Origin of the sequence: Flavobacterium sp. KS-LB2, assembly GCF_036895565.1 — a bacterium.
Taxonomy (GTDB): domain Bacteria; phylum Bacteroidota; class Bacteroidia; order Flavobacteriales; family Flavobacteriaceae; genus Flavobacterium.
Map to the genome: position 1 here is coordinate 276,204 of NZ_CP145904.1, position 25,934 is coordinate 302,137.

24 protein-coding genes are annotated in these 25,934 nt (G+C 34.3%); 7 read left to right on the forward strand and 17 right to left on the reverse strand.

All coding sequences use genetic code 11. From position 1 onward, the window contains the following. Nucleotides 1-92 precede the first annotated feature (92 nt). The 5 genes from V5J73_RS01250 to V5J73_RS01270 all read right to left on the reverse strand — a co-directional run bounded on the left by V5J73_RS01250 (nucleotide 93) and on the right by V5J73_RS01270 (nucleotide 4,829). Nucleotides 93-737, reverse strand: coding sequence for a hypothetical protein (locus V5J73_RS01250; RefSeq protein WP_338647047.1), 645 nt, complete (start codon nucleotides 735-737; stop codon nucleotides 93-95). Nucleotides 738-744: 7 nt separating this feature from the next. Continuing rightward, nucleotides 745-2,352: a hypothetical protein gene (locus tag V5J73_RS01255; protein ID WP_338647049.1), complete on the reverse strand. Its 1,608-nt coding sequence runs from the start codon at nucleotides 2,350-2,352 to the stop codon at nucleotides 745-747. A 282-nt stretch (nucleotides 2,353-2,634) separates the two neighbouring features. Then, nucleotides 2,635-3,198 (reverse strand): ribosome recycling factor, encoded by a 564-nt coding sequence (gene frr, locus V5J73_RS01260; RefSeq protein WP_338647051.1) that lies wholly within the window; start codon nucleotides 3,196-3,198, stop codon nucleotides 2,635-2,637. 76 nt (nucleotides 3,199-3,274) lie between these two features. After that, the gene (pyrH, locus tag V5J73_RS01265; protein ID WP_338647052.1) at nucleotides 3,275-3,982 is read right to left on the reverse strand and encodes a UMP kinase; all 708 of its coding nucleotides are present in this window, start codon (nucleotides 3,980-3,982) and stop codon (nucleotides 3,275-3,277) included. 67 nt (nucleotides 3,983-4,049) lie between these two features. Then, nucleotides 4,050-4,829, reverse strand: a complete 780-nt coding sequence (locus V5J73_RS01270) for a patatin-like phospholipase family protein (protein ID WP_338647053.1) — start codon at nucleotides 4,827-4,829, stop codon at nucleotides 4,050-4,052. Nucleotides 4,830-4,934: 105 nt separating this feature from the next. On the opposite strand from V5J73_RS01270, the gene V5J73_RS01275 reads away from it, so the two are divergent. Next, nucleotides 4,935-5,540, forward strand: a complete 606-nt coding sequence (locus V5J73_RS01275; protein ID WP_338647055.1) for a thioredoxin family protein — start codon at nucleotides 4,935-4,937, stop codon at nucleotides 5,538-5,540. Nucleotides 5,541-6,006: 466 nt separating this feature from the next. Here the strand turns inward: V5J73_RS01275 and truB are convergent, their stop codons facing one another. From truB to V5J73_RS01295, 4 genes are all read right to left on the reverse strand, one after another. Beyond that, nucleotides 6,007-6,708 (reverse strand): tRNA pseudouridine(55) synthase TruB, encoded by a 702-nt coding sequence (gene truB, locus V5J73_RS01280; protein ID WP_338647056.1) that lies wholly within the window; start codon nucleotides 6,706-6,708, stop codon nucleotides 6,007-6,009. Between the two features lie 6 nt (nucleotides 6,709-6,714). Beyond that, nucleotides 6,715-7,536 (reverse strand): undecaprenyl-diphosphate phosphatase, encoded by an 822-nt coding sequence (locus tag V5J73_RS01285; RefSeq protein WP_338647057.1) that lies wholly within the window; start codon nucleotides 7,534-7,536, stop codon nucleotides 6,715-6,717. Continuing rightward, nucleotides 7,537-7,779, reverse strand: coding sequence for a DUF3098 domain-containing protein (locus V5J73_RS01290; protein WP_338647059.1), 243 nt, complete (start codon nucleotides 7,777-7,779; stop codon nucleotides 7,537-7,539). A gap of 71 nt (nucleotides 7,780-7,850) precedes the next feature. Continuing rightward, on the reverse strand, nucleotides 7,851-8,726 hold the full coding sequence (locus tag V5J73_RS01295) for a cell division protein FtsX (protein WP_338647060.1): 876 nt from the start codon (nucleotides 8,724-8,726) through the stop codon (nucleotides 7,851-7,853). A 217-nt stretch (nucleotides 8,727-8,943) separates the two neighbouring features. Here V5J73_RS01295 and V5J73_RS01300 point away from each other — a divergent pair, with 217 nt between their 5' ends. Together V5J73_RS01300 and V5J73_RS01305 are read left to right on the forward strand one after the other, a co-directional pair. After that, the gene (locus tag V5J73_RS01300; RefSeq protein WP_338647062.1) at nucleotides 8,944-12,012 is read left to right on the forward strand and encodes a leucine--tRNA ligase; all 3,069 of its coding nucleotides are present in this window, start codon (nucleotides 8,944-8,946) and stop codon (nucleotides 12,010-12,012) included. 196 nt (nucleotides 12,013-12,208) lie between these two features. Then, nucleotides 12,209-12,898 (forward strand): zinc metallopeptidase, encoded by a 690-nt coding sequence (locus V5J73_RS01305; RefSeq protein WP_338647064.1) that lies wholly within the window; start codon nucleotides 12,209-12,211, stop codon nucleotides 12,896-12,898. A gap of 111 nt (nucleotides 12,899-13,009) precedes the next feature. On the opposite strand, the gene V5J73_RS01310 is transcribed toward V5J73_RS01305, so the two are convergent. The 3 genes from V5J73_RS01310 to V5J73_RS01320 all read right to left on the reverse strand — a co-directional run bounded on the left by V5J73_RS01310 (nucleotide 13,010) and on the right by V5J73_RS01320 (nucleotide 15,081). Next, the gene (locus tag V5J73_RS01310; protein WP_073352582.1) at nucleotides 13,010-13,480 is read right to left on the reverse strand and encodes an Lrp/AsnC ligand binding domain-containing protein; all 471 of its coding nucleotides are present in this window, start codon (nucleotides 13,478-13,480) and stop codon (nucleotides 13,010-13,012) included. A gap of 167 nt (nucleotides 13,481-13,647) precedes the next feature. Beyond that, nucleotides 13,648-14,397: a uroporphyrinogen-III synthase gene (locus V5J73_RS01315; protein ID WP_338647065.1), complete on the reverse strand. Its 750-nt coding sequence runs from the start codon at nucleotides 14,395-14,397 to the stop codon at nucleotides 13,648-13,650. A 12-nt stretch (nucleotides 14,398-14,409) separates the two neighbouring features. Continuing rightward, nucleotides 14,410-15,081: a DUF4271 domain-containing protein gene (locus V5J73_RS01320; RefSeq protein WP_338647067.1), complete on the reverse strand. Its 672-nt coding sequence runs from the start codon at nucleotides 15,079-15,081 to the stop codon at nucleotides 14,410-14,412. A gap of 104 nt (nucleotides 15,082-15,185) precedes the next feature. Here V5J73_RS01320 and V5J73_RS01325 point away from each other — a divergent pair, with 104 nt between their 5' ends. The 3 genes from V5J73_RS01325 to V5J73_RS01335 are packed head-to-tail and all read left to right on the forward strand — an operon-like array spanning nucleotide 15,186 to nucleotide 17,700. Beyond that, complete coding sequence (locus V5J73_RS01325; protein WP_338647069.1) at nucleotides 15,186-15,911, forward strand: polyprenol monophosphomannose synthase; 726 nt, start codon at nucleotides 15,186-15,188, stop codon at nucleotides 15,909-15,911. A 12-nt stretch (nucleotides 15,912-15,923) separates the two neighbouring features. Then, nucleotides 15,924-17,264 carry a dihydroorotase gene (locus tag V5J73_RS01330; protein ID WP_338647070.1) on the forward strand — a complete coding sequence of 447 codons (1,341 nt, stop codon included), beginning with the start codon at nucleotides 15,924-15,926 and terminating at the stop codon, nucleotides 17,262-17,264. A gap of 10 nt (nucleotides 17,265-17,274) precedes the next feature. Next, on the forward strand, nucleotides 17,275-17,700 hold the full coding sequence (locus tag V5J73_RS01335) for a DUF4296 domain-containing protein (protein ID WP_338647072.1): 426 nt from the start codon (nucleotides 17,275-17,277) through the stop codon (nucleotides 17,698-17,700). Nucleotides 17,701-17,711: 11 nt separating this feature from the next. Here the strand turns inward: V5J73_RS01335 and V5J73_RS01340 are convergent, their stop codons facing one another. Further along, nucleotides 17,712-18,713: an NAD-dependent epimerase/dehydratase family protein gene (locus tag V5J73_RS01340; protein ID WP_338647075.1), complete on the reverse strand. Its 1,002-nt coding sequence runs from the start codon at nucleotides 18,711-18,713 to the stop codon at nucleotides 17,712-17,714. A gap of 127 nt (nucleotides 18,714-18,840) precedes the next feature. On the opposite strand from V5J73_RS01340, the gene tyrS reads away from it, so the two are divergent. After that, nucleotides 18,841-20,133 (forward strand): tyrosine--tRNA ligase, encoded by a 1,293-nt coding sequence (tyrS, locus tag V5J73_RS01345; RefSeq protein ID WP_338647078.1) that lies wholly within the window; start codon nucleotides 18,841-18,843, stop codon nucleotides 20,131-20,133. Here the strand turns inward: tyrS and V5J73_RS01350 are convergent. From V5J73_RS01350 to V5J73_RS01365, 4 genes are all read right to left on the reverse strand, one after another. Continuing rightward, nucleotides 20,130-21,110 carry a LuxE/PaaK family acyltransferase gene (locus tag V5J73_RS01350; protein ID WP_338648638.1) on the reverse strand — a complete coding sequence of 327 codons (981 nt, stop codon included), beginning with the start codon at nucleotides 21,108-21,110 and terminating at the stop codon, nucleotides 20,130-20,132. The genes tyrS and V5J73_RS01350 overlap by 4 nt on opposite strands. Nucleotides 21,111-21,255: 145 nt before the next feature. Then, nucleotides 21,256-21,591, reverse strand: coding sequence for a T9SS type A sorting domain-containing protein (locus tag V5J73_RS01355; RefSeq protein WP_338647081.1), 336 nt, complete (start codon nucleotides 21,589-21,591; stop codon nucleotides 21,256-21,258). 102 nt (nucleotides 21,592-21,693) lie between these two features. Further along, nucleotides 21,694-22,881, reverse strand: coding sequence for a hypothetical protein (locus tag V5J73_RS01360; RefSeq protein ID WP_338647083.1), 1,188 nt, complete (start codon nucleotides 22,879-22,881; stop codon nucleotides 21,694-21,696). 184 nt (nucleotides 22,882-23,065) lie between these two features. Next, the gene (locus tag V5J73_RS01365; protein WP_338647086.1) at nucleotides 23,066-25,846 is read right to left on the reverse strand and encodes a TonB-dependent receptor; all 2,781 of its coding nucleotides are present in this window, start codon (nucleotides 25,844-25,846) and stop codon (nucleotides 23,066-23,068) included. Between the last annotated feature and the right edge of the window lie 88 nt (nucleotides 25,847-25,934).

The window sequence follows — 25,934 nt, forward strand, 5'->3', positions numbered from 1 at the left end:
CCGAGCGATAGGAGTTTCTTGCTTAGGCGTGCCTTCACTTGTTAAATGTAACTTCTGATTCAATTTGTAAAAAATAAAGAATCCAAAATGATTTACCAAGTAGAATTAGGGTCATAATAATATGAATCTATTTCCCATTTTCCTTCTTTATTTTTTTTCATTAAAGCGGTAAATCTGTCCATTGTTTTCCACCCAAGATTAGCATTAAAAGTTATAAATGCATTTTTATCATTAATTATTAATGGCGTTGACAAATTAAGAATTAAGGTTTCTGAAAACTTGGTATAATTGTTTTCTTTAATGCTTTTTCTTAATTCACTCGATTCTATAATTGAAACATTAATCGCAGTAAAATCCGAAACCTTCCAATTATGTGCCATAGTGTTAGCTAAAGTATCCTTTATATTTTTTATTTGTACTTCGTTGAGAATCCAATCTTTATTTGTAGAATTTTTTATGGGTAAATTTCTATCTGTATAACAATATTCATAGATTATTAATGAAGACAATCTGCTAATTCCTTCTTTGATAATACAAATTGGATAATTTTTGTATGGTTTGTAACGGTCTTTTTTGAGTTCTATCTCTAAAAAATCATTAGTAATATCACTTTCTATTTTTGTGATATCACTTTCCTTTACACTTGGATTTATTGTTTCAGAGAGAATTTTGTCGTTTTTTTTAACAGAGCAAGATAAAGCTAAAAAAACTATACTAATAATCAATACTTTTTTCATAACATTATTAATTACAAGGTTGGCCCATTGGGTTTTGCTGATTTACTGTGCCTTGACCCTGAGGGTTGCCAGTTTGTTCACAAGCATATCTATTTATTATTCTTTCTCTATTAGGGTTTCCAACGGGTAATAAAGTGTCAAAAATCGGAGTTCCATATAATCCCCCCCAAGCTAAATCGTCATAAACCTGCTGAGGCAATCCCGGTTGGAATTCTTGTAATGCGGCAGCTATAGCATTTACATAACTATTAGCTATTTCTTCATGATGCAAATTAGGTCCTATTGGAAATTGATTTACTACTGCTGCGTTAAACAAAATAGGAAGTTCGTTAAAAGAATTGGTTGCTCCCATATTGTAATCATCAACCAAACTAAAAAAGTATGTATGTGCCATTTCGTGTAATAACATAGCGGCAATAAATAATTTCGTTTTACCTTGATAATCAGGATTTACATAAACCGTATAATTATATTTGATTCCAAGTGCTGTTCTAATGGTGTTAGCGGGATCTTCTATTTCTTGTAGTTGTCCATTAACCATAATACTATTATGTTCTGTCTTCATAGTCGTATTGTAAATAGAATCATCAGCTCCAAGCTTGGCAAATATATATGCAAAATCACATATAGTTGTATTTTTAATTTGTTGAAATACACCTTTACTACAAGGATCAAGTAAGACATCATCAATGTTTTTTTCAATCAAAAAAGGTTTGATAGAACGGAATAGATTTGGATTTATTCTCATTTGATTAATCATTTCTAAAGAAAAGATTATTCCTTCATTAGTAGGGTTTTGGTCTAAATAAGTAATGACTTCTTGTTTTTGAGTGTCGTTATTATAATCGTCCCACCATATTTTTTGCTTTAAATTTAAAATCCCTTCAAAGGAAATAACAAAATCCGAAATTGCATTAGGTCCACCACCACCTGGGCCACTCCCTGAAATATTTATGAATTCATTAGGTACTGGTGCGCTATTGTCGTATCCGCTTACATAGGGGCAAGTAGTAACTATTAGGACTTCATAAAATGCATAATAATTGCCATCGTCGCATTTTTGACCTGGACTATGATTGCCGGTGCCTCCACAATAATGTGTTATTATTGATGATGATGAGGTACAATCGTCAGTAGTTCTTGCTGTAGTAGAAGTAGTTTGTTTTTGAGGTTGACCGTTCAGGAATCTGCTTTCTGTTCTAATCTTTTTTTCGAGGTCTAGCATTTGGATTTTCCCTGAAAAGGTGTTAATGTCAAGGGAAGGTATGGGTGTATCAGGAATGTATTTTAAGTATCCTACTTTTTCAGTAGTTGCGTTTTGTGTAATCACATAATACATGAAATAAGGATTTTTAGTAGAGTAACTGTTTAGTAACAAGAGATAAGTGGTATATTCATTACCTTTTATTATTTTAGTGAAATATACATTTGGTTTTTCACCGCTTTTCTGGGTGATGCCTTCTGGAGTGTTGGTTTTGAAAGTTTCCGTTCGGTTAAGTATTACAGGGTTCTTAAGTACCGAAAGTACATTTTCTATACTTACTTTCTCAGAAGTAACATAGGGTTTTTCGTTAGCTTCAATTATGTTTTCTGTTGAATCACATTGAATAAACAAGAAGAAAACAAGAAGACAATAGTGTTTTAATTTTTTTCATAAAGTTTAGGTTTTTTTGGTGTTATTAAATGTACACTATTACTTTCAAATTTTTAATTTTTTTTTATTTTTTTTCTTACAAAATAATTATTTCAAAAAATTACTTCTCTCATGTCATTAAACTCCAAAAACATAAGAATTAGATTTCCTGTTTTAAAGCTACATTAAACAAAAAGCCGAAGATTATCTTTTGATAACTTCGGCTTTAATAAAATATTCATTCTGTGTGATAGCGTTTGAAATTTACACCTTCATGATTTCAGCATCTTTCACCACTAGAAGTTCATCTATTTTCCTGATGAAAGTATTCGTTAGGTTTTGAACTTCTTCTTCGGCACTTTTACAAATGTCTTCGGATGTTCCTTCTTTTTCTAATTTTTTAATCTCAGTATTAGCATCTTTTCTGGCATTTCGAATACCTACTTTAGCGTCTTCGGCTTCTACTTTGGCTTGTTTGGCAAGATCACGTCTTCTTTCCTCAGTTAGCGCGGGAACGCTAATGATAATTACATCACCGTTATTCATTGGATTAAAACCAATGTTGGCAACCATAATTGCTTTTTCAATTACTTGCAGCATATTTTTTTCAAAAGGTTGCAATGTGATTGTTCTGGCATCAGGAACACTAATTTTTGATACTTGAGAAAGCGGTGTCGCAGATCCGTAATAATCAACAAAAACACTTCCTAACATTGCCGGAGATGCTTTTCCGGCACGAATATTCAAAAATTCTTTTTCTAAATGCGCAATAGAACCTGTCATAGATTCTTTAGTACTATCTAATATAAATTCAATTTCTTCAGTCATAATTTTTTATTTTGTGGTCAGTGATCAGTTTTTAGTGATCAGTTCTTATCGCTAACTGAACACTGAAAGCTGCTAACTATATATTTACTACGGTTCCTATATTTTCGCCATCGCAGATTTTCAATAAGTTTCCTACTTTATTCATGTCGAAAACTACGATTGGTAATTTATTTTCTTGGCTTAATGTAAATGCTGTGGTGTCCATTACATTTAATCCCTTTTTAAGAACATCTTCAAAAGATATAAAATCAAATTTCACTGCTGATGCATTTTTTTCTGGGTCACAGTCATACACACCATCTACGCGAGTTCCTTTTAGGATTACATCGGCATTGATTTCTATACCACGCAATACTGCAGCAGTGTCTGTAGTGAAATATGGATTTCCAGTACCTGCTCCAAAAATTACGATTCTCCCTTTTTCAAGATGACGATCGGCTCTTCTTTTGATGTAAGGTTCTGCAATAGATTCCATTTTCAACGCCGTTTGCAAACGGGTTTTCATACCTTTTTCTTCCAGTGCGCCTTGTAACGCCATACCATTGATAACGGTTGCTAGCATTCCCATATAATCGCCTTGCACTCTGTCCATTCCTGCACTAGCTCCAGCAACTCCTCTAAAAATATTTCCACCACCTATTACAATGGCTATTTCTACTCCTTTATCATGAATTTGCTTGATTTCGTCAGCATATTCAGCTAATCTTTTTGGGTCAATTCCGTATTGCAGGTCGCCCATTAAAGCTTCACCACTTAATTTTAGAAGAATTCTTTTGTATTTCATGTGTGTGTTGAGTTGATTGGTGCAAATATAGAATTTTCTTTTTTTTTAAAATAATGTTGCTGAAATTTTATAAATTAAGTTTTTCGTACGCTTTTTTTGCGGCTTGATAGCCAATGTTGAACACGGCATCCATCTTTACTTTGTTGGTTTCAAAGGTACTATAGAGACATAAATCCTTGGGTTCTATAACCCAATCACAAATATTAAATTTATGCAGGTTTGAATTTGCCGAAAGAATGTCAAAGGCTCTCGTGGTTACTGCTTTGATAGAGGTTAAATCTGCAGCTTCAATTTTTTGAATCGGACTCACATAAACACCTATTAAAGTATCACATTGTCCTTGTAAAATATCAGTAGGAAAATGATTCAAGATTCCGCCATCACTGTATATTTTTCCTTTAATTTCATACGGGGATAAAATTCCAGGAAATGCCGATGATGCTAAAATCGCATCGATGATCTTTGTTTCCGGGCCAAATATTTTTAATTTCCCCCTAACCATATCAGTAGCCGTAATTTGTATTGGGATTTTTAAATCACCTAATGTAGCGTCTTTGAAGATAGTGTGAAAATAAGATTTGAAAGATTCGGAATCAATCAATCCGGCTTTTTTGAAGGTTAAATGCTTCCAGTGAAAAAGATATATCGATTTGAAAAATTCTAAGATTTCTTCGGGAGTTTTCCCCCAAGCATACATTGTACCAACAATTGAGCCTGCGCTTGTTCCTGCCATTTGAGATGGATGTATGTTTTGTTCTTCTAAAAATTTAATCACACCAGCATGGGCTATACCTTTAGAACCGCCACCTGAAAGTACCAATCCTATTGATTTTGTTTTTAAATCCATCTTTTTTATTTGTGATAAAATTACTCTTTTTGTGGAATTGAAAGTGACTTATATCATATTTATGCTCCAATTTTATGGTAACTTTGTGAAAATAAATAATTCATTATGAAAATTCCAGTAGCTAAAGCGTTATTTAATAGCCACTCTTATCCAGAGTACAGAAAGTTAGTTTCAGATTTATTGCTTGAAGGGAAATCGACCGGTAATGAACAATCGGATGATTTAAAACATTACAGTGAGTTGAATGAAACCCGAATGAATCGTTTGGATAAAACGATGAAAATTACGGAGGAAAATAGTCTGAAATTAAAGAATTTAAAAAGCGAATACATTTGGTTAGTAATTTCCGAAGGTTGGTGTGGTGATGCTGCCCAACTCCTGCCAATTATCAATAAAATGGCAATCGATTCCGATAACATAGAATTGAAAATTGTGCTGCGTGATGAAAATGAGGAGTTGATGAAGTTGTTTTTAACCCATAAAAAGAAATCAATTCCAGTAGTAATTATTGTCGATAAAGAAACAAGTAGTGTACTTGGGAAATGGGGGCCAAGACCCAAAGGTGCTACCGATTTGATTGCAGATTATAAAAAAGAATTTGGCGTTATAGATGAAACTGCAAAAACCAACTTACAATTGTGGTATTTGCATGACAAAGGAATTAGTACACAAAATGAGTTAGTTGCCCTAATGCAAGAGTTGGAACAATAAAATTTGTATTGTGATGCCTTGCTAAACTTTAAAAAACACATAATTGTCTCATTAATGATTTTAAAAAGGTAAAAAAAATCATTGTTTGAGGTGGATTTTTAACAAAAAAGGTACCTGAAGTTCTAGTTTTGTTGGGTTCAAATAAGTGTTTTATTTTTTTGTTAATTTTTTTGCATATCGAAAAAAAAATTGTAAATTGGTGACTGCCAACCAGGTCTATTGTTAATTTACTTTTTTTATTGGTGTTTAAATATTGTTTAACAACTTAAAAAACATCATTATGAAAAATCGATTTGAAAAGTTTTATGATTATTTATCGCAATTGCTGTTCGGGGGAAAAGGCATTGCTAATTATTAATGTCTTCTACCAACAGGCAAAATGTGTATGAATTAAAACTACTTTAACACTAGAAAAAAAGACACATTGCAGATTCATTTTGAATTTGTAATGTGTTTTTATTTTTGATTATAATGGTGTGCTAAGACTTTCTTCAAATAAAGTAACATCCATGGCGTTAGTAACATCATAATCGCCAATTTTTGTTCTACGTAAAACGGTCAAATGTGATCCAGAATGCATCGCTTTCCCAAAATCATAAGCTAAAGAACGAATGTAGGTTCCTTTGCTACACACCACTCTGAAATCAATTTCTGGAAGTGCAATTCGGGTAATTTCAAACTCGTGAATTGTAGTTTTTCTGCTTGCTATTTCAATGGTTTCACCTGCTCGTGCATGTTCGTATAAGCGAACACCATCTTTCTTTATGGCGGAATAAATAGGTGGTTTTTGATCGATTTCGCCCAAAAATTGCTTTACAGTTTCGTGGATTAATACTGCATCAATATGTTCTGTTGGGAAAGTCTCGTCTATTTCAGTTTCCAAGTCATAGGAAGGTGTTGTTGCTCCAATATGAAAAGTTCCGGTATATTCTTTGGCTTGACCTTGAAGTTCCGTAATTCTTTTCGTGAATTTTCCTGTACAAATTAAAAGTAATCCAGTTGCCAAAGGATCTAAAGTTCCTGCGTGACCAATCTTAAATTTTTTTGGCAGATGAGCTTTGGTAATTAAAGCCCATTTCAATTTATTCACCGCCTGAAAAGAAGTCCAATTCAAAGGTTTGTCAATGAGTAAAATTTGTCCGTTTAGGAAATCTTCGGCTGTTTTCAATGGGAATTATTTTAAGTATGAAAAGTAGATCAATAAAAAAATACCCACTATTATTCGGTACCAACCCCAAGGTTTAAAACCGTATTTTTTGATGATTTCAATGAAAAATTTAATCGCTATAATAGCAATAATAAAAGCAACTACATTTCCAATCAAGAACAATTGGATGTTTTCGTTGGATTTTAAAATCAATTCGTAGCCTTTCATTTGTGAAGACTCATAGGTTTTCAAGAATACAGAATAACAGGTAACCGCCATCATTGTTGGCACCGCCAAAAAGAAAGAGAATTCCGCTGCCGCATGACGCGTTAATCCTTGTTGCATTCCTCCAATGATTGAAGCAGCAGAACGACTTGTTCCTGGCATCATCGCTAAACATTGCCAAAAACCAATGCTTACGGCTTTCTTTACGGTGATGTCTTCTTCTTTGATTACGGTTGGACTTTGAAAACGACTGTCGATAAAGAGTAAAATTACCCCACCTATAATTAATACAATCGCAATAGGAATAGGGTCTCCAAGAACCGCTTCAATCTTGTCATCGAATAATTTTCCTAAAACCAAAGCAGGAATTACGGCACAAATCAATTTGATATAAAAGTTGATGGCAACACTTTTTGAAGAGAAATCAAAGAATTTTTTCCAGTACAAAGCTACTACAGCCAGAATGGCCCCAAATTGAATCGAAACCTGAAATAATTTTACAAAATCATCTTCTTGAATTCCAAAATAAGAACTTAGAAAAACCATATGTGCTGTAGAAGAAACGGGAAGATACTCTGTTAATCCTTCAATAACAGCAATTAAAAATGCTTGTAATGTATTCATTTATGCTTTTTTGGGGTTCTTAAGAATGGCATAGACGGTTATTCCAAACCCAATTAAAACAGTAGTTGGTGCCAATCGAATTCTTCTGAAATTAAAAATATCTTCATTGAAAACATTTGGATCATCACTTCCTCCGCCAGCCATTAGAATAAATCCCAAGGCAATAACTCCAATTCCAATTAATAAGATTTTATAATTTATTTTATCAAAAAGAAATTCTGTTTTCTGTTCGTTATTTTTCATTTATGCTGAATTTAGTTCAGCATCTAAAAATGCTGAATGATAATGAGTTTATATTAATCAACTAATAAATATTAGTATAAATCGTCTGTTCTTAAGTTCAAGAAACGTTGTGTGGCAAAATAAGTGCTTAACCATGTAATTAGTATTCCAACTCCTAAAACTGCTACTAATACCAATGCAATTAACGCTTTGTCGTCTAATATGCCGAGATTTGGAAAATTAGTTTCAACATAAATCAACACACCAATTAAGGCTATAATAGCAAGTCCTGCTCCCAGCATTCCTAGTTTAATACTTCTTAGAACAAATGGTTTTCTGATAAAAGCTTTGGTCGCTCCTACCATTTGCATGGTTTTAATGATAAATCGGTTGGAATGAATCGATAAACGCAACGAACTGTTAATCAATAATACGGCAATTACAGCTAGGAATCCGCTGATTATAAGAATCCACATACTTACTTTTTTAATGTTGTCATTCACAAGATTCACTAATTGCTTGTCATACACAATATCCGAAACCATAGCGTTTTTGCGCAAGCTAGTTTCAATTTTTGTAATGCTGTCTTTAATCACATAATCGCCCTTTAAGTGAATATCATATGAATTTTGTAATGGGTTTTCGCCCAGAAATTCCATAAAATCTTCACCAATGATATCAGTATGTTGTTTTGCAGCAGCTTCTTTGGTTACGTAATTATATGATTTTACAAAAGGGCTTGCTTTCAATTGAGTGCCAAAAGCTTTCACAATACTGTCATTGGCTTCATTCTTGAAAAAAACCGTCATGGCAATATTTTCTTTGAAATCGTTGGCTAATTTTTTAGAATTTATAATAAAAAGTCCCAATATTCCCAATAGAAATAAAACTAAGAATACACTTAGGACTACTGAAAAATAAGAGGAAATTAAACGGCGTTTTTGAAAATTATCAAAGGAAGAACTCATAGTTTACTGAAATTATTGGGTAAAAATAATAAAGAATTTCTTTATTTAAAGTTAATAACGCTCAAAGTTTTAACTTTCGTACAATAAACGTAAATTTGGCACCTGAAAATAATCATTTTCAGAAAAAATGATGCAACTAAGTAATTCTGTTGCTCTGAATCCTAAATTATGACTTGAGTAGGCGACAGCATGACTCTATAAAAGACAATAAAAGAGAATGAAATACAATCCGAACGAAATAGAGGCCAAATGGCAAAAATATTGGTTAGAAAACCAAACTTTTAAGGCCGAAAACAACTCAACAAAACCGAAGTATTACGTCCTTGATATGTTTCCTTATCCATCTGGAGCGGGATTGCACGTGGGACATCCGCTAGGATATATTGCCTCTGACGTGTATTCAAGATACAAAAGACATCAAGGTTTTAATGTGTTGCACCCAATGGGCTACGACAGTTTTGGATTGCCAGCAGAGCAATATGCGATACAAACGGGGCAACGTCCCGAAGATACGACTTCGGTAAATATTGACGGAGGAACAGATAAAGAAGGAAATAAAATTGCCGGTTACAGAAAGCAATTGGACAAAATTGGATTCTCTTTCGATTGGAGCAGAGAAGTGCGTACTTCAAATCCGGATTATTACAAGCATACGCAATGGATTTTCATCCAATTATTCAATTCTTGGTACAATAAAAACAGTGATAAAGCAGAAGATATTTCGACTTTGGTTTCCATTTTTTCAACAGAAGGAAATGCAAATGTAAACGCCGTTTGTGATGAAAATATCGAAGGTTTTTCAGCAAATGAATGGAATGCTTTCGCAAAAGAACAGCAGGAGAAAATTTTGTTGCAATACAGATTGACCTATTTAGCCGAGACTGAGGTGAACTGGTGTCCGGGATTAGGAACCGTTTTAGCAAATGACGAAATCGTAAATGGTGTTTCGGAACGTGGCGGTTTTACGGTGGTGCGCAAGAAAATGACGCAATGGAGTATGAGAATTTCGGCTTATGCGGAACGTTTGTTGCAAGGTTTAAATGATATTGATTGGAGCGAAAGCATCAAGGAAAGTCAGAGAAACTGGATTGGAAAATCAGTTGGGGCGACTGTAGAATTCAATGTTCAGAATTCTAATTTTAAAATTGCGGTTTTCACTACAAGACCTGATACTATTTTTGGAGTTACGTTTATGACATTGGCACCAGAACACGAATTGGTTTCTCAAATCACCACTGCAGAACAAAAAGCAGAAGTGAATGCCTATATAGAAAAAACGTCAAAACGTTCCGAAAGAGAACGTATGGCCGATGTAAAAACTATCTCTGGAGTATTCACCGGTGCCTATGCAGAACATCCGTTTACCAAAGAACCAATTCCGGTTTGGATTGGGGATTATGTTTTGGCGGGTTACGGAACAGGCGCGGTTATGGCGGTTCCTTGTGGTGACGAAAGAGATTATGCTTTTGCGAATTTCTTCAAAGGTCAAAACGGAATGCAGGAAATCAAGAACATTTTTGATAAAGATATATCTGAAGCTGCTTTTGGAGCCAAAGAAGGTTTTCAATTAGTAGATTCTGATTTTCTAAATGGATTAGATTACAAAAAAGGAACTCAAAAAGTAATTGAAGAATTAGAAAAATTAAACCAAGGAAAAGGAAAAACGAATTACCGTTTGCGTGACGCCGTTTTCTCTCGCCAACGTTATTGGGGAGAGCCGTTTCCTGTATATTATGTGAATGGCTTACCGCAAATGATTGATGCGAAACATTTGCCTATCATCTTGCCGGAAGTAGAGAAATATTTGCCAACCGAAGACGGTTTGCCGCCTTTAGGAAACGCTACGGTTTGGGCTTGGGACAGTATTCAGTGTTCAGTTGTTAGTACTCAGTTAGTAGATAATGTGACAATATTTCCTTTGGAATTGAACACGATGCCAGGTTGGGCGGGAAGTTCTTGGTATTGGATGCGTTATATGGATGCACATAATGAGAATGAATTTGCAAGCAAAGACGCATTGGCGTATTGGGAAAGTGTTGATTTATACATTGGCGGAAGCGAACATGCAACCGGGCATTTATTGTATTCTCGTTTTTGGAACAAATTTTTAAAAGACAAAGGTTTTGCACCTACCGAAGAACCGTTCAAAAAACTGATCAATCAGGGAATGATTTTGGGAATGAGTGCGTTTGTTTATGGAGTTTGGATCGACATATGGTACCGACCTACTGCAAAAGAGGATTTTGGTTCGAATAAAAATAAAATTGCACGTGAATCACCTCGTCCTGTTTTTTTAGGTCTTTCCAAAAAAGTATTTGAGGAGATTAAATTGACTGAAGATGAGGAAGGAATGGTTTATAGTCTGATTATTGATAATTATCTAAAAAATAAATATCCAAATTTTAAATTCATGTATTTGGAGGAAGGACTTGAAGAGGGATATGAATTTAGATGTTCACAATTAAAGTTGCACACTGATGTTTCATTTGTGAATTCATCTGATGAATTGGATATTGAAAAGTTCAAAGCATGGAGAGAAGAATATAAAATCGCTGATTTTATCACTGATGAAAATGATAAATTCATCGTTGGTCGTGAAATCGAAAAAATGTCGAAATCCAAATACAATGTCGTAACGCCGGATGATATTTGTAACGAATATGGAGCCGATACGTTGCGTTTGTATGAAATGTTCTTAGGACCATTGGAACAAGCAAAACCTTGGAACACGGCAGGAATTTCTGGAGTTTTTGGATTTTTGAAAAAACTGTGTCGTTTGTATTTTGATGACAATGGTTTGATTGTGACCAATGACGAACCAACCAAAGACAACTTAAAATCATTGCACAAAACGATCAAAAAAGTAGCGGAAGATATTGAAGGTTTCTCTTTCAATACATCGGTTTCTCAGTTTATGATTTGTGTAAATGAATTGTCCACTCAAAACTGTCATTCACGTGAAATTTTGGAACCTTTAGCGATTGTAATTTCGCCGTATGCGCCACACATCGCTGAAGAATTATGGTCATTGTTAGGAAATACAGGTTCTATTGCGACAGTTGATTTCCCTGTTTTTGAAGCTAAGTATTTAGTAGAGAGCGAAAAGGAATATCCAGTTTCTTTCAACGGAAAAATGCGTTTCACGATGGTTTTACCTTTGGATTTAACCAAAGAACAAATCGAGGAAATCGTAATGAAAGATGAAAGAACCATCAAACAATTAGAAGGCAGAACGCCAAACAAGGTGATAATTGTTCCGGGAAAAATTATTAATTTAGTGGGGTAAATACAAAACGTCATATTGTAGAGACGCACTGCAGTGCGTCTCTACAAAATATATTAAAATCCAAATTCCAAAATTATTTTGGGATTTGGATTTTTTTCTTTCCATTTTAGGAATGCCAAATTGACATTGTAAAAAATTGGTTCAGATTTTGATGATTCTTTTATAACTTTAACAATACAATTAAAAAAACAAAAATATGGGAATGGGTTATTTGATTCTTGCCGGAGCGATTATGCTTTTCAGTTGGTTAGTTAGTTCAAGACTAAAAAGCAAATTTGAACATTATTCTAAATTACAACTACAAAACGGAATGTCTGGCGCTGAAATCGCCGAAAAAATGCTTGCCGATAACGGAATTCGCGATGTGAGAGTGATCTCTACACCGGGACGTTTGACGGATCATTACAATCCAGCAGATAAAACCGTGAATCTAAGTGAGGCGGTTTACAACCAACGCAATGCGGCTGCGGCTGCTGTTGCGGCACATGAATGTGGTCACGCGGTGCAACATGCCGTAGGATACGAGTGGTTAACGATGCGTTCTAAATTAGTGCCAGTGGTAAATGTGGCATCAACTTACATGCAATGGATTTTGCTTGGAGGAATCTTGATGTTGAAAACTTTTCCTCAATTATTATTGATAGGGATTATCATTTTTGCGGCAACCACTTTGTTTTCGATTGTTACTTTGCCGGTAGAATATGATGCGAGTAATCGTGCATTGGCTTGGTTAGAAAACAAAAGAATGCTTACACCTCAAGAACACGCAGGAGCTAAAGATTCGCTGAAATGGGCTGCCAGAACCTATGTCGTAGCTGCTTTGGGATCTATCGCAACACTATTATATTATGTTTCTATCTATATGGGCGGAAGCAGAAGAGATTAAATTTTTAGATCTTAGAGAAGTATAGTAAAAGCCGTTTGTATTACAAACGGCTTTTTCGTGTTCATATAACTCTAAGAATCGTATGGTCTAAAATTCCAATTATCTAACATTCTAAAGTTGAATTTGTCTGTCGATTTGTTGGTCTAAGGAAATGAAGGTTTCTGTTCTGGAAACACCTTCTATCGCTTGGATTTTTGTATTAAGTAATTGCATTAAATGTTCGTTATCCCGACAAATAATTTTTATCAAAATCGACCAGTTTCCTGTGGTATAATGGCATTCCAATACTTCAGGGATTTTCTTTAAATCTCTCACCGCTTCAGGATTTCGGGCAGCTTTGTCCAGATAAATCCCAACAAAAGCCATTGTGTTATAACCCAGAATTTTATTGTTTACCGTGAATTTTGATCCCGAAATAACGCCGGATTGCTCCAGTTTTCGCAAACGTTGGTGAATTGCCGCTCCTGAAATTCCTATTTTATTGGCGATTTGAAGAATTGGTTTTCGGGCATCTTCCATCAGGTCGCGTAAAATTTCTTTATCGATACCGTCAATTTCTACGATTAGGGAATTGATTTTCATGAGTTGTTGTTTTAAACTAAAATATGGAATTTAGTTTGAATTGGAAATCAAATTTAAGTAAAAAACGATTAGTAAAAAGCACATGAAGTTGTTTTTATAATTTTTGCCATAAAAAAAGCCATTCGGATTGCGAATGGCTTTTTGATATTATTTTGAAAAGTGGTTTTTTATTTTCCTTTATTGGCTTCAATAATGTATTTTTCTAGAGCCATTGTCATTGAAGGCGTTGCTGGTGTTGGTGCAAGAATATCGACTCTTAAACCGTGATCCAACGCTTCTTTTTGAGTAGTACTTCCAAAAACGGCGATTCGAGTGTTGTTTTGTTCGAAGTCTGGAAAGTTTTTAAACAATGATTTTATTCCAGTTGGGCTAAAGAAAGCCAAAACATCATAATAAACATCAGCTAAATCAGATAAATCACTCATTACGGTTCTGTAAAAAACAGCTGGAGTCCAATCTACTTTTAACGCATTTAACGTTATTGGCGCATCGGCATTCAATTGGTCTGAAGCAGGTAATAAGAATTTTTCGTCTTTATATTTTTTAATCAGCGGCGATAAATCAGCAAAATCTTTTGGTCCAACGTAGATTTTACGTTTTCTGTACACAACGTATTTCTGCAGGTAAAAAGCAATAGCTTCTGATTGGCAGAAATATTTTAATCCTTCTGGGACTTTGTAACGCATTTCATCAGCCACTCTAAAAAAATGATCTACGGCATTTTTACTCGTTAAAATAATTGCGGTGTAATGATTAAGATCGATTTTTTGCAATCGGATCTCTTTGGCACTAACTCCTTCTACATGAATAAAAGGTCTGAAATCAATTTTTACTTTATGCTTTTGTTGAAGTTCAAAGTAAGGGGAATTTTCCACTTTAGGCTCGGGTTGTGACACCAAAATTGTTTTCACTTTCATATTTAACGGTTTCTAAGCACTCCCTTTTGTAAACCAATAATACATAAAATAATAGGGTGCTATTTCAAGAGCGCAAAGATATAAAATAAAATAAAACAACTTACCGAATATTATATTTTGATAGTTTTTTATTGAAATCAAATAAGTTAAAATATTTATTATCAATATCATAGCTATAATTAGCAGTGGAATATTTCTTGAAAAGGAGTCGTAATAAAACAAAATAATATTCAATGGCAGTATGATAAGTCCAATATAGGTTCTGTAAGTCACCTTTTGAAGGTTAAACTGCTCCATGAATTCTTCGATATTGAAGGATGTTGCTATAATTTTTTCAATCAAATATTTAGACAAAATAAAGAATACTAAAAACGTAAATATTTGGATATAAAGAATCCAGTCAGTCTTTGTAGCGTGACCAAAATAGCTTAACGAAATTTGTATAAAGAAAGCAAGTGAAATGACTTGAACAAAAAATAGGGAAATCGTAAAGCCGCTTTTTAGGTGGCTGCTGTCTCTGTAAACTTTGTTGTATTTATTGGAAAAAATCAAATTAGCAAAATCACCAAATCTATTTTCGAAAACAGATTTTGTGACCGCAATAATAGCAAATGACAGCACAAAAAGTACGGTTGCCCAGTCTTTGCTGTCAGTTATTCTTGGATGAAGTATAGTTTCGATCATAACGTTGCAAAATTACTAATTTTTATATCATTCTTTTTATTATAATTTTATTAAGGATGAAATGGCATAAAAAGTTTACTTTTGCGGTGAAATTAGTCAAAAATATGAATGATTGTATTGTTATAATTCCTACCTATAACGAAATTGAAAATATAGAAAGCATTATTCGATCGGTGTTTTCGCAACATAAATCTTTTCATGTACTTATTATTGATGATAATTCACCGGATCATACTGCTGATAAGGTTGTTTTACTTCAATCGGAATTTGGAGGGAGATTATTTTTGGAAAAAAGAGAAAAAAAATCGGGTTTGGGAACGGCTTATGTTCACGGATTTAGATGGGCACTAGCGCATAAATATGATTTTATTTTTGAAATGGACGCTGATTTTTCGCACAATCCAAGTGATTTAGAGAAGTTATATAATGCTTGTCATTTTGGCGATGCTGATTTAGCAATTGGTTCTCGTTACGTCACCGGAGTAAATGTAGTAAACTGGCCATTGAGCCGCGTATTGATGTCTTATTTCGCCTCGGTTTATGTGCGAATGATTACTGGAATGAAAATTCACGATGCTACAGCAGGTTTTGTTTGTTACAAGAGGAAAGTGCTGGAAGAGATTAATTTAGATAAAATAAGATTTGTGGGTTATGCTTTTCAAATTGAAATGAAATACAGAACCTATTGTAAAAAATTTCAAATTACAGAGGTTCCCATCATTTTTACAGATAGAACAAAAGGGCAGTCCAAAATGAGTAACTCAATAATTATTGAAGCCGTTTTTGGAGTTATTGCACTTAGATTAAAAAGATTAGTCAACACATTATAAGAAAAAGACAGGATGAACAGGGTTTTAATTAAGAATGCCAAAATAGTAAATGAAGGAGTGATTTTTGAGGGCGATGTATTAATTGAAAATGACTTAATTGTTGAGATTTCAGAAAGTATTAGTGCCAAATCCTCCCAATGTAAAATTATTGATGCCGAAGGGAATTATTTGATTCCAGGAGCTATTGACGACCAAGTTCATTTTAGAGAACCAGGACTCACGCACAAAGGTGACATAGAATCTGAATCTAAAGCGGCAGTAGCAGGCGGAATTACTTCTTATATTGAACAGCCCAACACAGTTCCTAATGCAGTTACCCAAGAAATATTAGAGCAAAAATACGAGTTGGCTGCCCAGAAATCATACGCAAATTATTCGTTTATGATGGGAGCAACTAATGATAACTTGGAAGAAGTTTTAAAAACAAATCCAAAGAATGTTGCCGGAATAAAAATATTTTTAGGTTCCTCAACAGGGAATATGTTGGTGGATAATGAAGCTACTTTAGAGAAAATATTTTCCAGTACCCCCATGCTTATTGCGGTACACTGCGAAGATGAAGCCACTATCAAGAATAATTTAGAAAAATACAAAGCAGAGTTTGGAGAAGATGTTCCTGTTACGGTGCATCACCTTATCCGAAGCGAGGAAGCATGTTATATTTCGTCTTCTAAAGCCGTTGCGCTGGCTAAAAAAACAGGTGCTCGCTTGCATATTTTTCATCTTTCGACTGCCAAAGAAATGGATTTGTTTACTAATAAAATTCCATTGGAAGAGAAGAAAATCACGGCCGAAGTTTGTGTGCATCACCTTTGGTTTACCAATGATGATTATGCCACTAAAGGCAATTTGATTAAATGGAATCCAGCTGTGAAAACGGCCAATGACAGAAAAGTGCTTTGGGAAGCTTTGTTAGATGATAGAATTGATGTTATTGCCACGGATCACGCACCACATACACTAGAAGAAAAAAAACAATCCTATTTGAACGCTCCTTCTGGCGGACCATTAGTGCAACATGCAGTTGTAGCAATGTTTGAAGCGTATCATCAAGGAAAAATAAGTATTGAGAAAATTGTCGAGAAAATGTGTCACAATCCAGCTAAAATTTTCAAAATTGAAAAGCGTGGTTTTATCAAAGAAGGCTATTATGCCGATTTGGTAATTGTGAATTCTGGATTGCCTTGGAGTGTAAAAAAAGAAAATATTTTGGCTAAATGTGGTTGGTCTCCTTTTGAAGGCTTTACTTTTAAATCTAGAATTACTCATACTTTTGTCAATGGACAATTGGTTTATACTGCTTTTAAAGTAAAAGACATTCGTGCAGGAAAACGTTTATTATTCGAAAGATAAAATTTCATCAATGAAAAAAATCATCACATTTTTAACGATCATAACACTGTTTGTAAGCTGTAGAGACGAAGTAGTAAATAAGCCAGAACAACTTATAGAAAAAGACGTTATGGTAAATATTATGTATGATTTATCTATTCTGGAAGCTATAAGAAATCAAAATCCGACTTCCTTAGACACTTTTAAAATAAATTCAAGAGATTATATTTTCAAAAAATATAAAATTGACAGCGTTCAATTTGCCAAAAGTAATGTCTATTATGCAGCTGATTATAATGAATACAAGAGCATGTTTGAGCAAATCAGCAACCGATTGGAAACAAATCAAAAGAAGGTCGATTCGTTAATCAAATTGGAGAAAAAGAAAAAGAAACCGATACTTCAAAAAAAGAAACCAACAACTACAATTGTTGGGGATACCACAAAATTGAAATAGAAAATTACTATTTAAAGTTTTGAAATTTCCTTAATGTATTGGTGAACATCGATAAAATCAGTTTTCAAGGTATCTTTAATCTTCTGATTTGAATAATTATTTACCGAGTAGGAAGCTCTTGCAGTGGCTTGCGATAATTTTCTCTTTTGTTGAAAAACAGTCGAAACAAACCAATCCAATCTCCAGAGCATTTCCATAAAAAAGGGTTTTGCGTGAATTTCAGGTCGTTGAACACCCAGTGCATCGGCCATCGCGTTCAGAATGTCACGGAAAACACTATTTTCTGCAATCAAAGTAAAGCGTTCGTTTTTGATTTCGCTTTTCATCAATTGATGCGCCATTCGAACAACATCAGCAACGGCAACAAATCCGGTGGAACCCAGCGTATAAAATTTCAATCCGTTTTTTACTTTCGTAAAAAGTTGTCCGCTTCCTTGCTCTCTAAAACCTGGTCCAAGAATTACACCGGGATTTACAATTATTACCTCTAAACCTTCTTGTTGTCCGCGCCAAATTTCCATTTCGGCGCCATATTTAGAAATGGCATAATCATTATGGTACTTTTCCGGATTCCATTCGGTTTCTTCGGTAATGAATTTTTCATGAGGCAGTAAATCGCCTAAAGTGGCAATGGAACTTATAAAACACAGTTTCTTTATTTGATAAGCGATACAAAAATTCACAATATTCGCAGTGCCTTCAATATTTGTTTTTCTCAATATATCTTCATCTTTAGGGTCAAAAGAAATCAAAGCGGCACAATGATACACGGTATCAATATTTTGAAAGGCGATTTCTAAGGAAGGAACTTCGGTAATATCTGCGGGAATCCATTCGATTTGCTGGAACAACGATTCCTTTTTGTACAGAGAGAACAGCGACTTGGTTTTCTCTATTGAAGCGACACTTCGATAAATGGCACGCACTTTTTCTGTCCCGATACTTCGGGATTCAATTAAATGAAGCAATAAATGTGCGCCTACTAAACCGGTTCCTCCTGTGACTAAAATCATGCTACGAAAATACGAATAATTTTTTTCGAATAACCTATTAAACAAATAACCGAATCCACAATAAATTTTATCTTTGTGCACACGAAGCCTTAAAGGCTGAACTGACGAAAGTAAATTGATTAAAAAGATGAAGAATTTTATTGAAGAAGTAACTTGGAGAGGAATGCTCCACGATGTTATGCCCGGCACAGAAGAACATTTGATGGAACAAATGCGTGTGGCGTATGTGGGAATTGACCCAACTGCCGATTCATTGCATATAGGACATTTAGTTGGTGTGATGTTATTGAAACATTTTCAACTATCCGGACACAAGCCATTAGCGTTAGTGGGTGGTGCAACAGGAATGATTGGTGATCCATCCGGAAAATCGAATGAAAGAAATTTATTGGACGAACCAACATTGCGTCACAATCAAGAAGCTATAAAAGGACAATTATCCCGTTTTCTGGATTTTACTTCCGATGCGGCTAACGCGGCAGAATTAGTGAATAATTACGACTGGATGAAGAACTTTTCTTTTCTGGATTTCATTCGTGATGTAGGTAAACATATTACGGTTAATTATATGATGGCAAAAGATTCTGTGAAGAAACGTTTGTCCTCAGAAGCTGCGGAAGGAATGTCTTTCACGGAGTTTACCTATCAATTGGTTCAAGGATATGACTTTTTGCATTTGTACAGAGAAAAGAATTGTACGCTGCAAATGGGCGGAAGCGACCAATGGGGGAATATCACCACAGGAACTGAATTGGTACGTAGAATTGCCAGTGGAAAAGCATACGCATTGACTTGTCCGTTGATTACAAAAGCGGATGGGACTAAATTTGGAAAATCTGAAGGTGGGAATATTTGGTTGGATTCGGCTAGAACTTCTCCGTATAAATTTTACCAATACTGGTTGAATACATCTGATGTTGATGCTGAAAAATACATTAAGATTTTTACTTTTTTATCCAAAGAAGAAATCGAAGTTTTAACTGAAAAACATAAAGAAGCACCACATTTACGTTTGTTACAAAAACGTTTGGCCGAAGAAATTACGGTGATGGTACATTCAACAGAAGATTTAGAAAATGCGATAAAAGCATCGAATATTTTGTTTGGGAATTCGACTTCAGACGATTTGAAGCAATTGGACGAAGCGACTTTTTTAGATGTTTTTGATGGTGTTCCTCAATCGGAAATCTCAAGAAATGAAATCGAAGCGGGAATCAATATTGTTGACGTTCTAAACGAAAAAACTGGATTTCTAAAATCAAATGGCGAAGCAAGACGCGCTTTGACGGCTAATTCTATTTCAATAAATAGAGAAAAAGTTGCCGAAGATTTTGTGCTTTCGAGCAAAGATTTAATCAACAATCAGTTTGTATTGTTACAAAGCGGAAAGAAAAACTATTTTGTGGTGAGAGTGGTTTAAAGAACCATCAAATTACAACCTCGAATATCAGAGTTATCAAAACGTCCCAATACCTCGAAAGAGTTGTTGGGATTTTTTTTGCCCAAATCCTGCGTAGCAATAAACGAACAGGAATTGATGTTGGCTAAATCGATCACATTAATTCCGCCTGTTTTTCCGTCTTGAATATAGGCCAAGGCATCTTCGGTGTCACGAACGAGAATTTGTATCCAAGAAGGGCATTCAAATACGCCGTTTCCTAAAGAATAGGCTTGCGAAAGCAATTCGGTCATTCCGTATTCAGAATGAATGGCTGAAACACCAAATCCTTTGCACAATTGTTCGTGCAATTCTTCGCGAATCATTTCTTTGCGTTTGCCTTTCATGCCACCTGTTTCCATGATAATGGTATGCTGCAGTTGAAACTCATGTTTTTCAATTAAATCCAATAAAGCAAAAGTAACACCAATCAGAATGACATTTTGACCGGCTTGGTCTAACGCTATTAGTTTAGTAATCAATTCGTCATGATTGTGGAGATAAAAACCACTTTCAGGATGATTAGATAATGCAATTAGATCCTTGACCATATAAATTAAGGAAGAACCTTCTCTTTCCAGATAGGATGGAAGCAAGGCCAAAACAACATAATCTTCGATATTGCCATAAAATTCTGAAAATCCTTTGCGGTAACTTTCTTCATACAAGGTAACATCAGTAACCAGATGTTTGCTGGTAATCATTCCGGTTGTACCACTACTGGTGAATGTTTCCTGAATGGGATTAGTATTAGAAACCACTTCATGGCTCTTAAAAAACTGAATCGGTAAAAAGGGAATCTGTTGTAAAGACTTTACTTTGTGAGGATCTGTTTTTAAAAAATCGCAAAATTCCTGATAGACCAAGTTGTTTTCGTATTGAAAACGAAACACTTTCAATGCAATTTTCTCAAACTGTTTTTGACTGGAAATGGCAAATATATCAGAGGATGTAATCAAGAATTTTTTTTGCAAAAGTAATCAAATTTTTTAAGGGAAGCTCATTAACAAAACAGCAATAGTTGGTTTTTGGAATCTGGGGCATTAAAATTCTGCATAAAAAAAGCCCCAATAGAATTGGAGCTTTTGTATGAATGTTGAGGATTTATCTAATAATTAATTTCCTCGTTGCAGATGCCTCTTTTTCATTAATCTTTATAATATAGACACCTGAAGTTAGATTAGAGACGTTAAGCTCTCTAGAACTAAGTGTTGTTTGAAGCACTTTTTTTCCTAAAACATCAAAGATAATTATTTCTTTATCTAAGTCATTTTTTGAAGTAATGTAAACTTTTCCATTACTCACAGGGTTCGGGTACAAGCTTAAACCTTCTATTACGGCGGTTTCTTGCGTTTTTGGCTGTTTAATTTCTTGAGCATTAACGCTCATAGAGAATAAAAAAACCAATAAAGTGATACTATAAAAGTAGTTTTTTGCCATCGGATTAGTTTGAATAGTAAATATACAAAAAATAATTCAAAAAGCATACCAAAAAAAACATCCTGAAAAATCAGGATGTTTGATATAAATAAAAGGTGTATTTTATAAATTTCCTAATAAGTTAACACCATCTACGATAGCCCATGCTCCAGGAGTCAATACTGCTCCAGATGCTGTTGTGCTTGATGTGAAATTTGCAGGAAGAAAAGTCACCGTGAAAGTAGTTGCACCAGCACCCCATAAAACAGTGTTGTCAGCCACTTTTACATTTAGCATTTTTATTTTACCAGTCGCAACTTGATTTGTATTTGTAGCTGCATCTTGTATTCTAACCGAAGTAGCATTAGCCGATGTGTAACCTGAAATTACTACATTGCTGTATTCTCCGTTACCTTCTTTTTTGAATTGGATAGCATCTATTTCTAGTGGGTTACCCGCTTCAGTTACAGTTCCAGCGGCTCTTCTTAAAGTAATGTTAGACACTTTTGGGAAGAAAGCATTGTTTACACTTTTTGATTCGATTTCCATTCCAAAATTTCCAGCTCCAGTTTGATAGGCATACCAGTTCGTATTTGCTTGACCTTGCCATCCATCTTGCCAATCAAATGAATCGTCTGTGTTTCCGTATGAAATAAGGTTTTTAGCACTTACCGTACCTCCGTAAAATTCAAAACCGTCATCAGCTCCTTTGTAAGCAACAAGGTTTTCTAACACTGTTCCAGAACCTACTGAGTAAAAAGAGAAACCATTCATTTCAGAGTTACCATCCAAGATTTTTTTACCTGCATACTCTACACGTACGTATTTTAATGAACCACCATTGTGAGCAGCATTAGTACCACCATAAACAATATTTGTTCCGTCTTCAGAAGTAGCGGTTGTAATAGGAGTTCCGTCAGCTGTTTTTCCAGAAACGATAGGAGCATCACCAAACATGATTATTCCGCCCCAAGAACCTGCAGTTTTAGATTTTTCAGTAAAAACAACTGGTTCTGCTGCAGTTCCTGCAATATTTAATTTTCCGCCTTTTTCTACTAACAAAGCATCTGCACCGTCAGCTACATCAGCGGTAATAACTGAACCAGCTTCAAAAGTTAATGTAGCATCACTTTTTACTCTAACTGTACCTTTGATAGTATAAACCCCTTTTGTATACGTTTTTGCAGCTGTGATATCTCCTGTGATTTCACCCGTTGCTGTTGGTGGAGTTGTTACTACATCGTCATCACTTGAAGTACAACTTGTAAATACCAAGCTCAATAATGCAAGACTGAATACTAATTTTTTCATTTTTAATGATTTTAAAATTATAAGTTTTTTTGTTAATTATTTATTTCAAAAGTACTCTCGAGCTTCTGAAATTTAGTTATGTAATTGTTATTAAAGTATTATATAACAATGAATTTGATGTAAAGTTTACGTTACTTATGTGAACAAAAAAAAGAGCTGTAATAGCTCTTTTTTATTGTTGTTTTTAAAACGTATATCCTATGTTAAAGGAGAACCCGACACCTTTTTTGAATTCTCTTAAAATCAGTGAGTCTTCAGTAATGTTTAAAGTGCTTTTGCTACCTAGTTCTTTTTTATAACTTGGATTTAAGATATTGTCTACACTAAATTTAAGTTCGATACTTTTTGAAATAGAGTTTGTCCAAACAAAATCTAATTTGCTAAAAGATTTCTCGTAGATGTGATCAATTCCTGAAGAACCTACAGCGAAAATACGATCTCCGTACACGTTGTAAACTAATGTCATGGAGTTTTTCCAATCTTTATTGAGGATGAAATCATATTTTAAATCAGAATTGATTAACCAGCTAGAAGCACCTTGCAATTTACGATTCGTACTGTTCTCTAGTTCATTCCCTTGTTTTTTAAGATCAATTTTCACATCAGTACTCATTAATGACGTATTGAAACCTAGAGAGAAATTAGAAAGTGATTCGTTTATTCTGCTCAATTGGAAAAGCATTTCTATTTCAGCACCATAAATAACGGCTTGCTCTGAGTTTTTGAAAGTTGTGATTTGACCACCACTATTAGCAGTTGGTTTGAATACCCTTTCAATAGGATCGTTAATCATTTTTCCAAATACTCCTACTGCAAATAATTCTTTGTTGTTAGGAAACAATTCATATTTGAAATCTACATTATAGTTTTCGCTATCTTTTAAATCTGGGTTTCCGCTTTCTGAAGTTCCATCAGCATTGATGTAGTTTATTGGTAATAACTCCATCGCTACTGGACGTGTTATTGTTTTTGCCAATGATAATCTCAAATTGCTATTTTCGTTCAAAATGCGTTTTGCATTTATAGACGGTAAGATGTCAAGTTTGTCATCTGTCTTTTTGCGATAAGCACTTCCAAAAGGATCTCCTTGTTCTCTATATTTTATAGTACGAGTAGAACTTTCTCCTCTAATTCCTGCATTCAAATCCCATTTTTCTCCAAAATTTAGGAACAAGTTGAAATATCCAGCATTAACAAACTGATTTAGTTTTACTTTATAATCTCCGTTAGACTCTTCCTGAACATAAACAATTCCGTTATTGATGTCCTCGTTGATGTTTTGGCTAATCGTGCTTAAATCAGCAGTGTAGTTTTTCTCTAAATTTCTTCTTCCAGAGAAGAAACGGTAAGAAGATTGCATGTCATTCAATGAGCTATTGTATCCAATAGATAACTTATTAGGATCTTCGTTGTCTCCAAATTTCAAATTATATTCTAAAAGGGACGAGTAGTAGAAGTTTCCTTTTACATCAAGGAATTGACGGTTCAAGTTATTACCACCATAAGACATGTTTATTTCGCTGTCATTTACTTTTATACCTGTGATGAATTTTCTATCAGGTTGTTGAAAAGAAGTTTTTACATAAGATCCACCAGCTTTTAAACTGTGTTTTCCGTCTTCGCTCAATTTATAATCTCCGTATAATTGAGAGTTCCAATAGTTAGATTCTTCGTATTGGTTCAATCGGATTAGGTTATTAGTTTGATTTGCTAAACTATTTGTGTATCCCAATTGATCTTGAATTTTGCTTTCAGTAGCTTTAATCAAGAAGGTGTTGAAGTTTAAATTAAAACGGTTTGACTTATATTTTAAACCGGCTAAACCAGAAAAAGTAGTTTGGTAACTGTATTGCGTATTGTATAAATTATTGTCGTAGTTCCCTTGTCCAAGGTTGAAAGTTCTATCAACACCTTCTCTGTAAGAATATTTATTATCAAAATTGAAAGACATGATGTAACTAATGTTTCTTTCATTTTTAAGATTGAATTTTTGTGCATGTAAAAAACCAATACTAGAATTCAAGGGGCTTTTTGTGTTGTTTACATCCCATGATTTTTTGCCAAATCCATTTTCGTATTCAGCAGGAGAAAGTTTTTGTCCGCTTGGTACCGATCCAAAAATACTAGGAAGTGCTCTGTCATTGCCTATCATTCCTAAGCTTCCCTTAGTAGAATTGGCATCATCAGATAGTAAGAAATCTTGTAAATTATTGTTAGTCGTATATCCAAAACCAATATTCAATTTAGTGATGTTTTTTGGTTGAGGTGTTTCAATATTAACAGTTGCTCCAGCAAAATCTCCAGAAATATTAGGATTGAAAGTTTTGTAAATATTCAATACTCCCACAACATCTGTTGGAAATAAATCCAATGGAATGATTTTTTTGAAAGGGCTATTTGATGGAGATTGTAAATCGTTTATCAATAAATTATTGTAACGGTCTTCTAATCCTCTTATGAATAATCCTCTACCGTCCACTTTAGTGATTCCAGTAATTTTAGTCAAACCTTCCTCAACATCGCTAACTCCTTTACGGGCCATTTCTTGAGCACCAATACTTTGTTTAATTACGACTGCTTGTTTTTGGTCTAATAAAAGTGCGGTTTCCTTTTCGCGGCTAGCCGTATTTTTTATAACAACATCCTCTAGTTTGTAGCTTCCAGAACCTAACGCTTTGTTTACGGTTACGGTTTCATTTGCCACTACAGTTACAGGAACTTCTACAGATTCATATCCAACAAAACTAAATTGCAAAGTATAGTTTCCGGGTAGTATTGTTATGGTATATTTACCATCAATATCAGTATTAGTTCCTATGTTAGTTCCTTTAATAAGAACGTTAGCAAATGGTAAGGATTGATTATTAGCATCTTTGTCTGTTAACATTCCAGAAATCGTTCCTTTGCTCTGTGAGAAAGAAATAGCTGTTATTAATAACGTGAAAAATAGTAACTTGAATTTCATTTGGTTTTAATTTTTTTGCAAAGTAACGCCTGAAATGTAAAACGTAAGTTATTGTCTTGTTATGGTTATGTTTTGTTTTGGGTCTCAA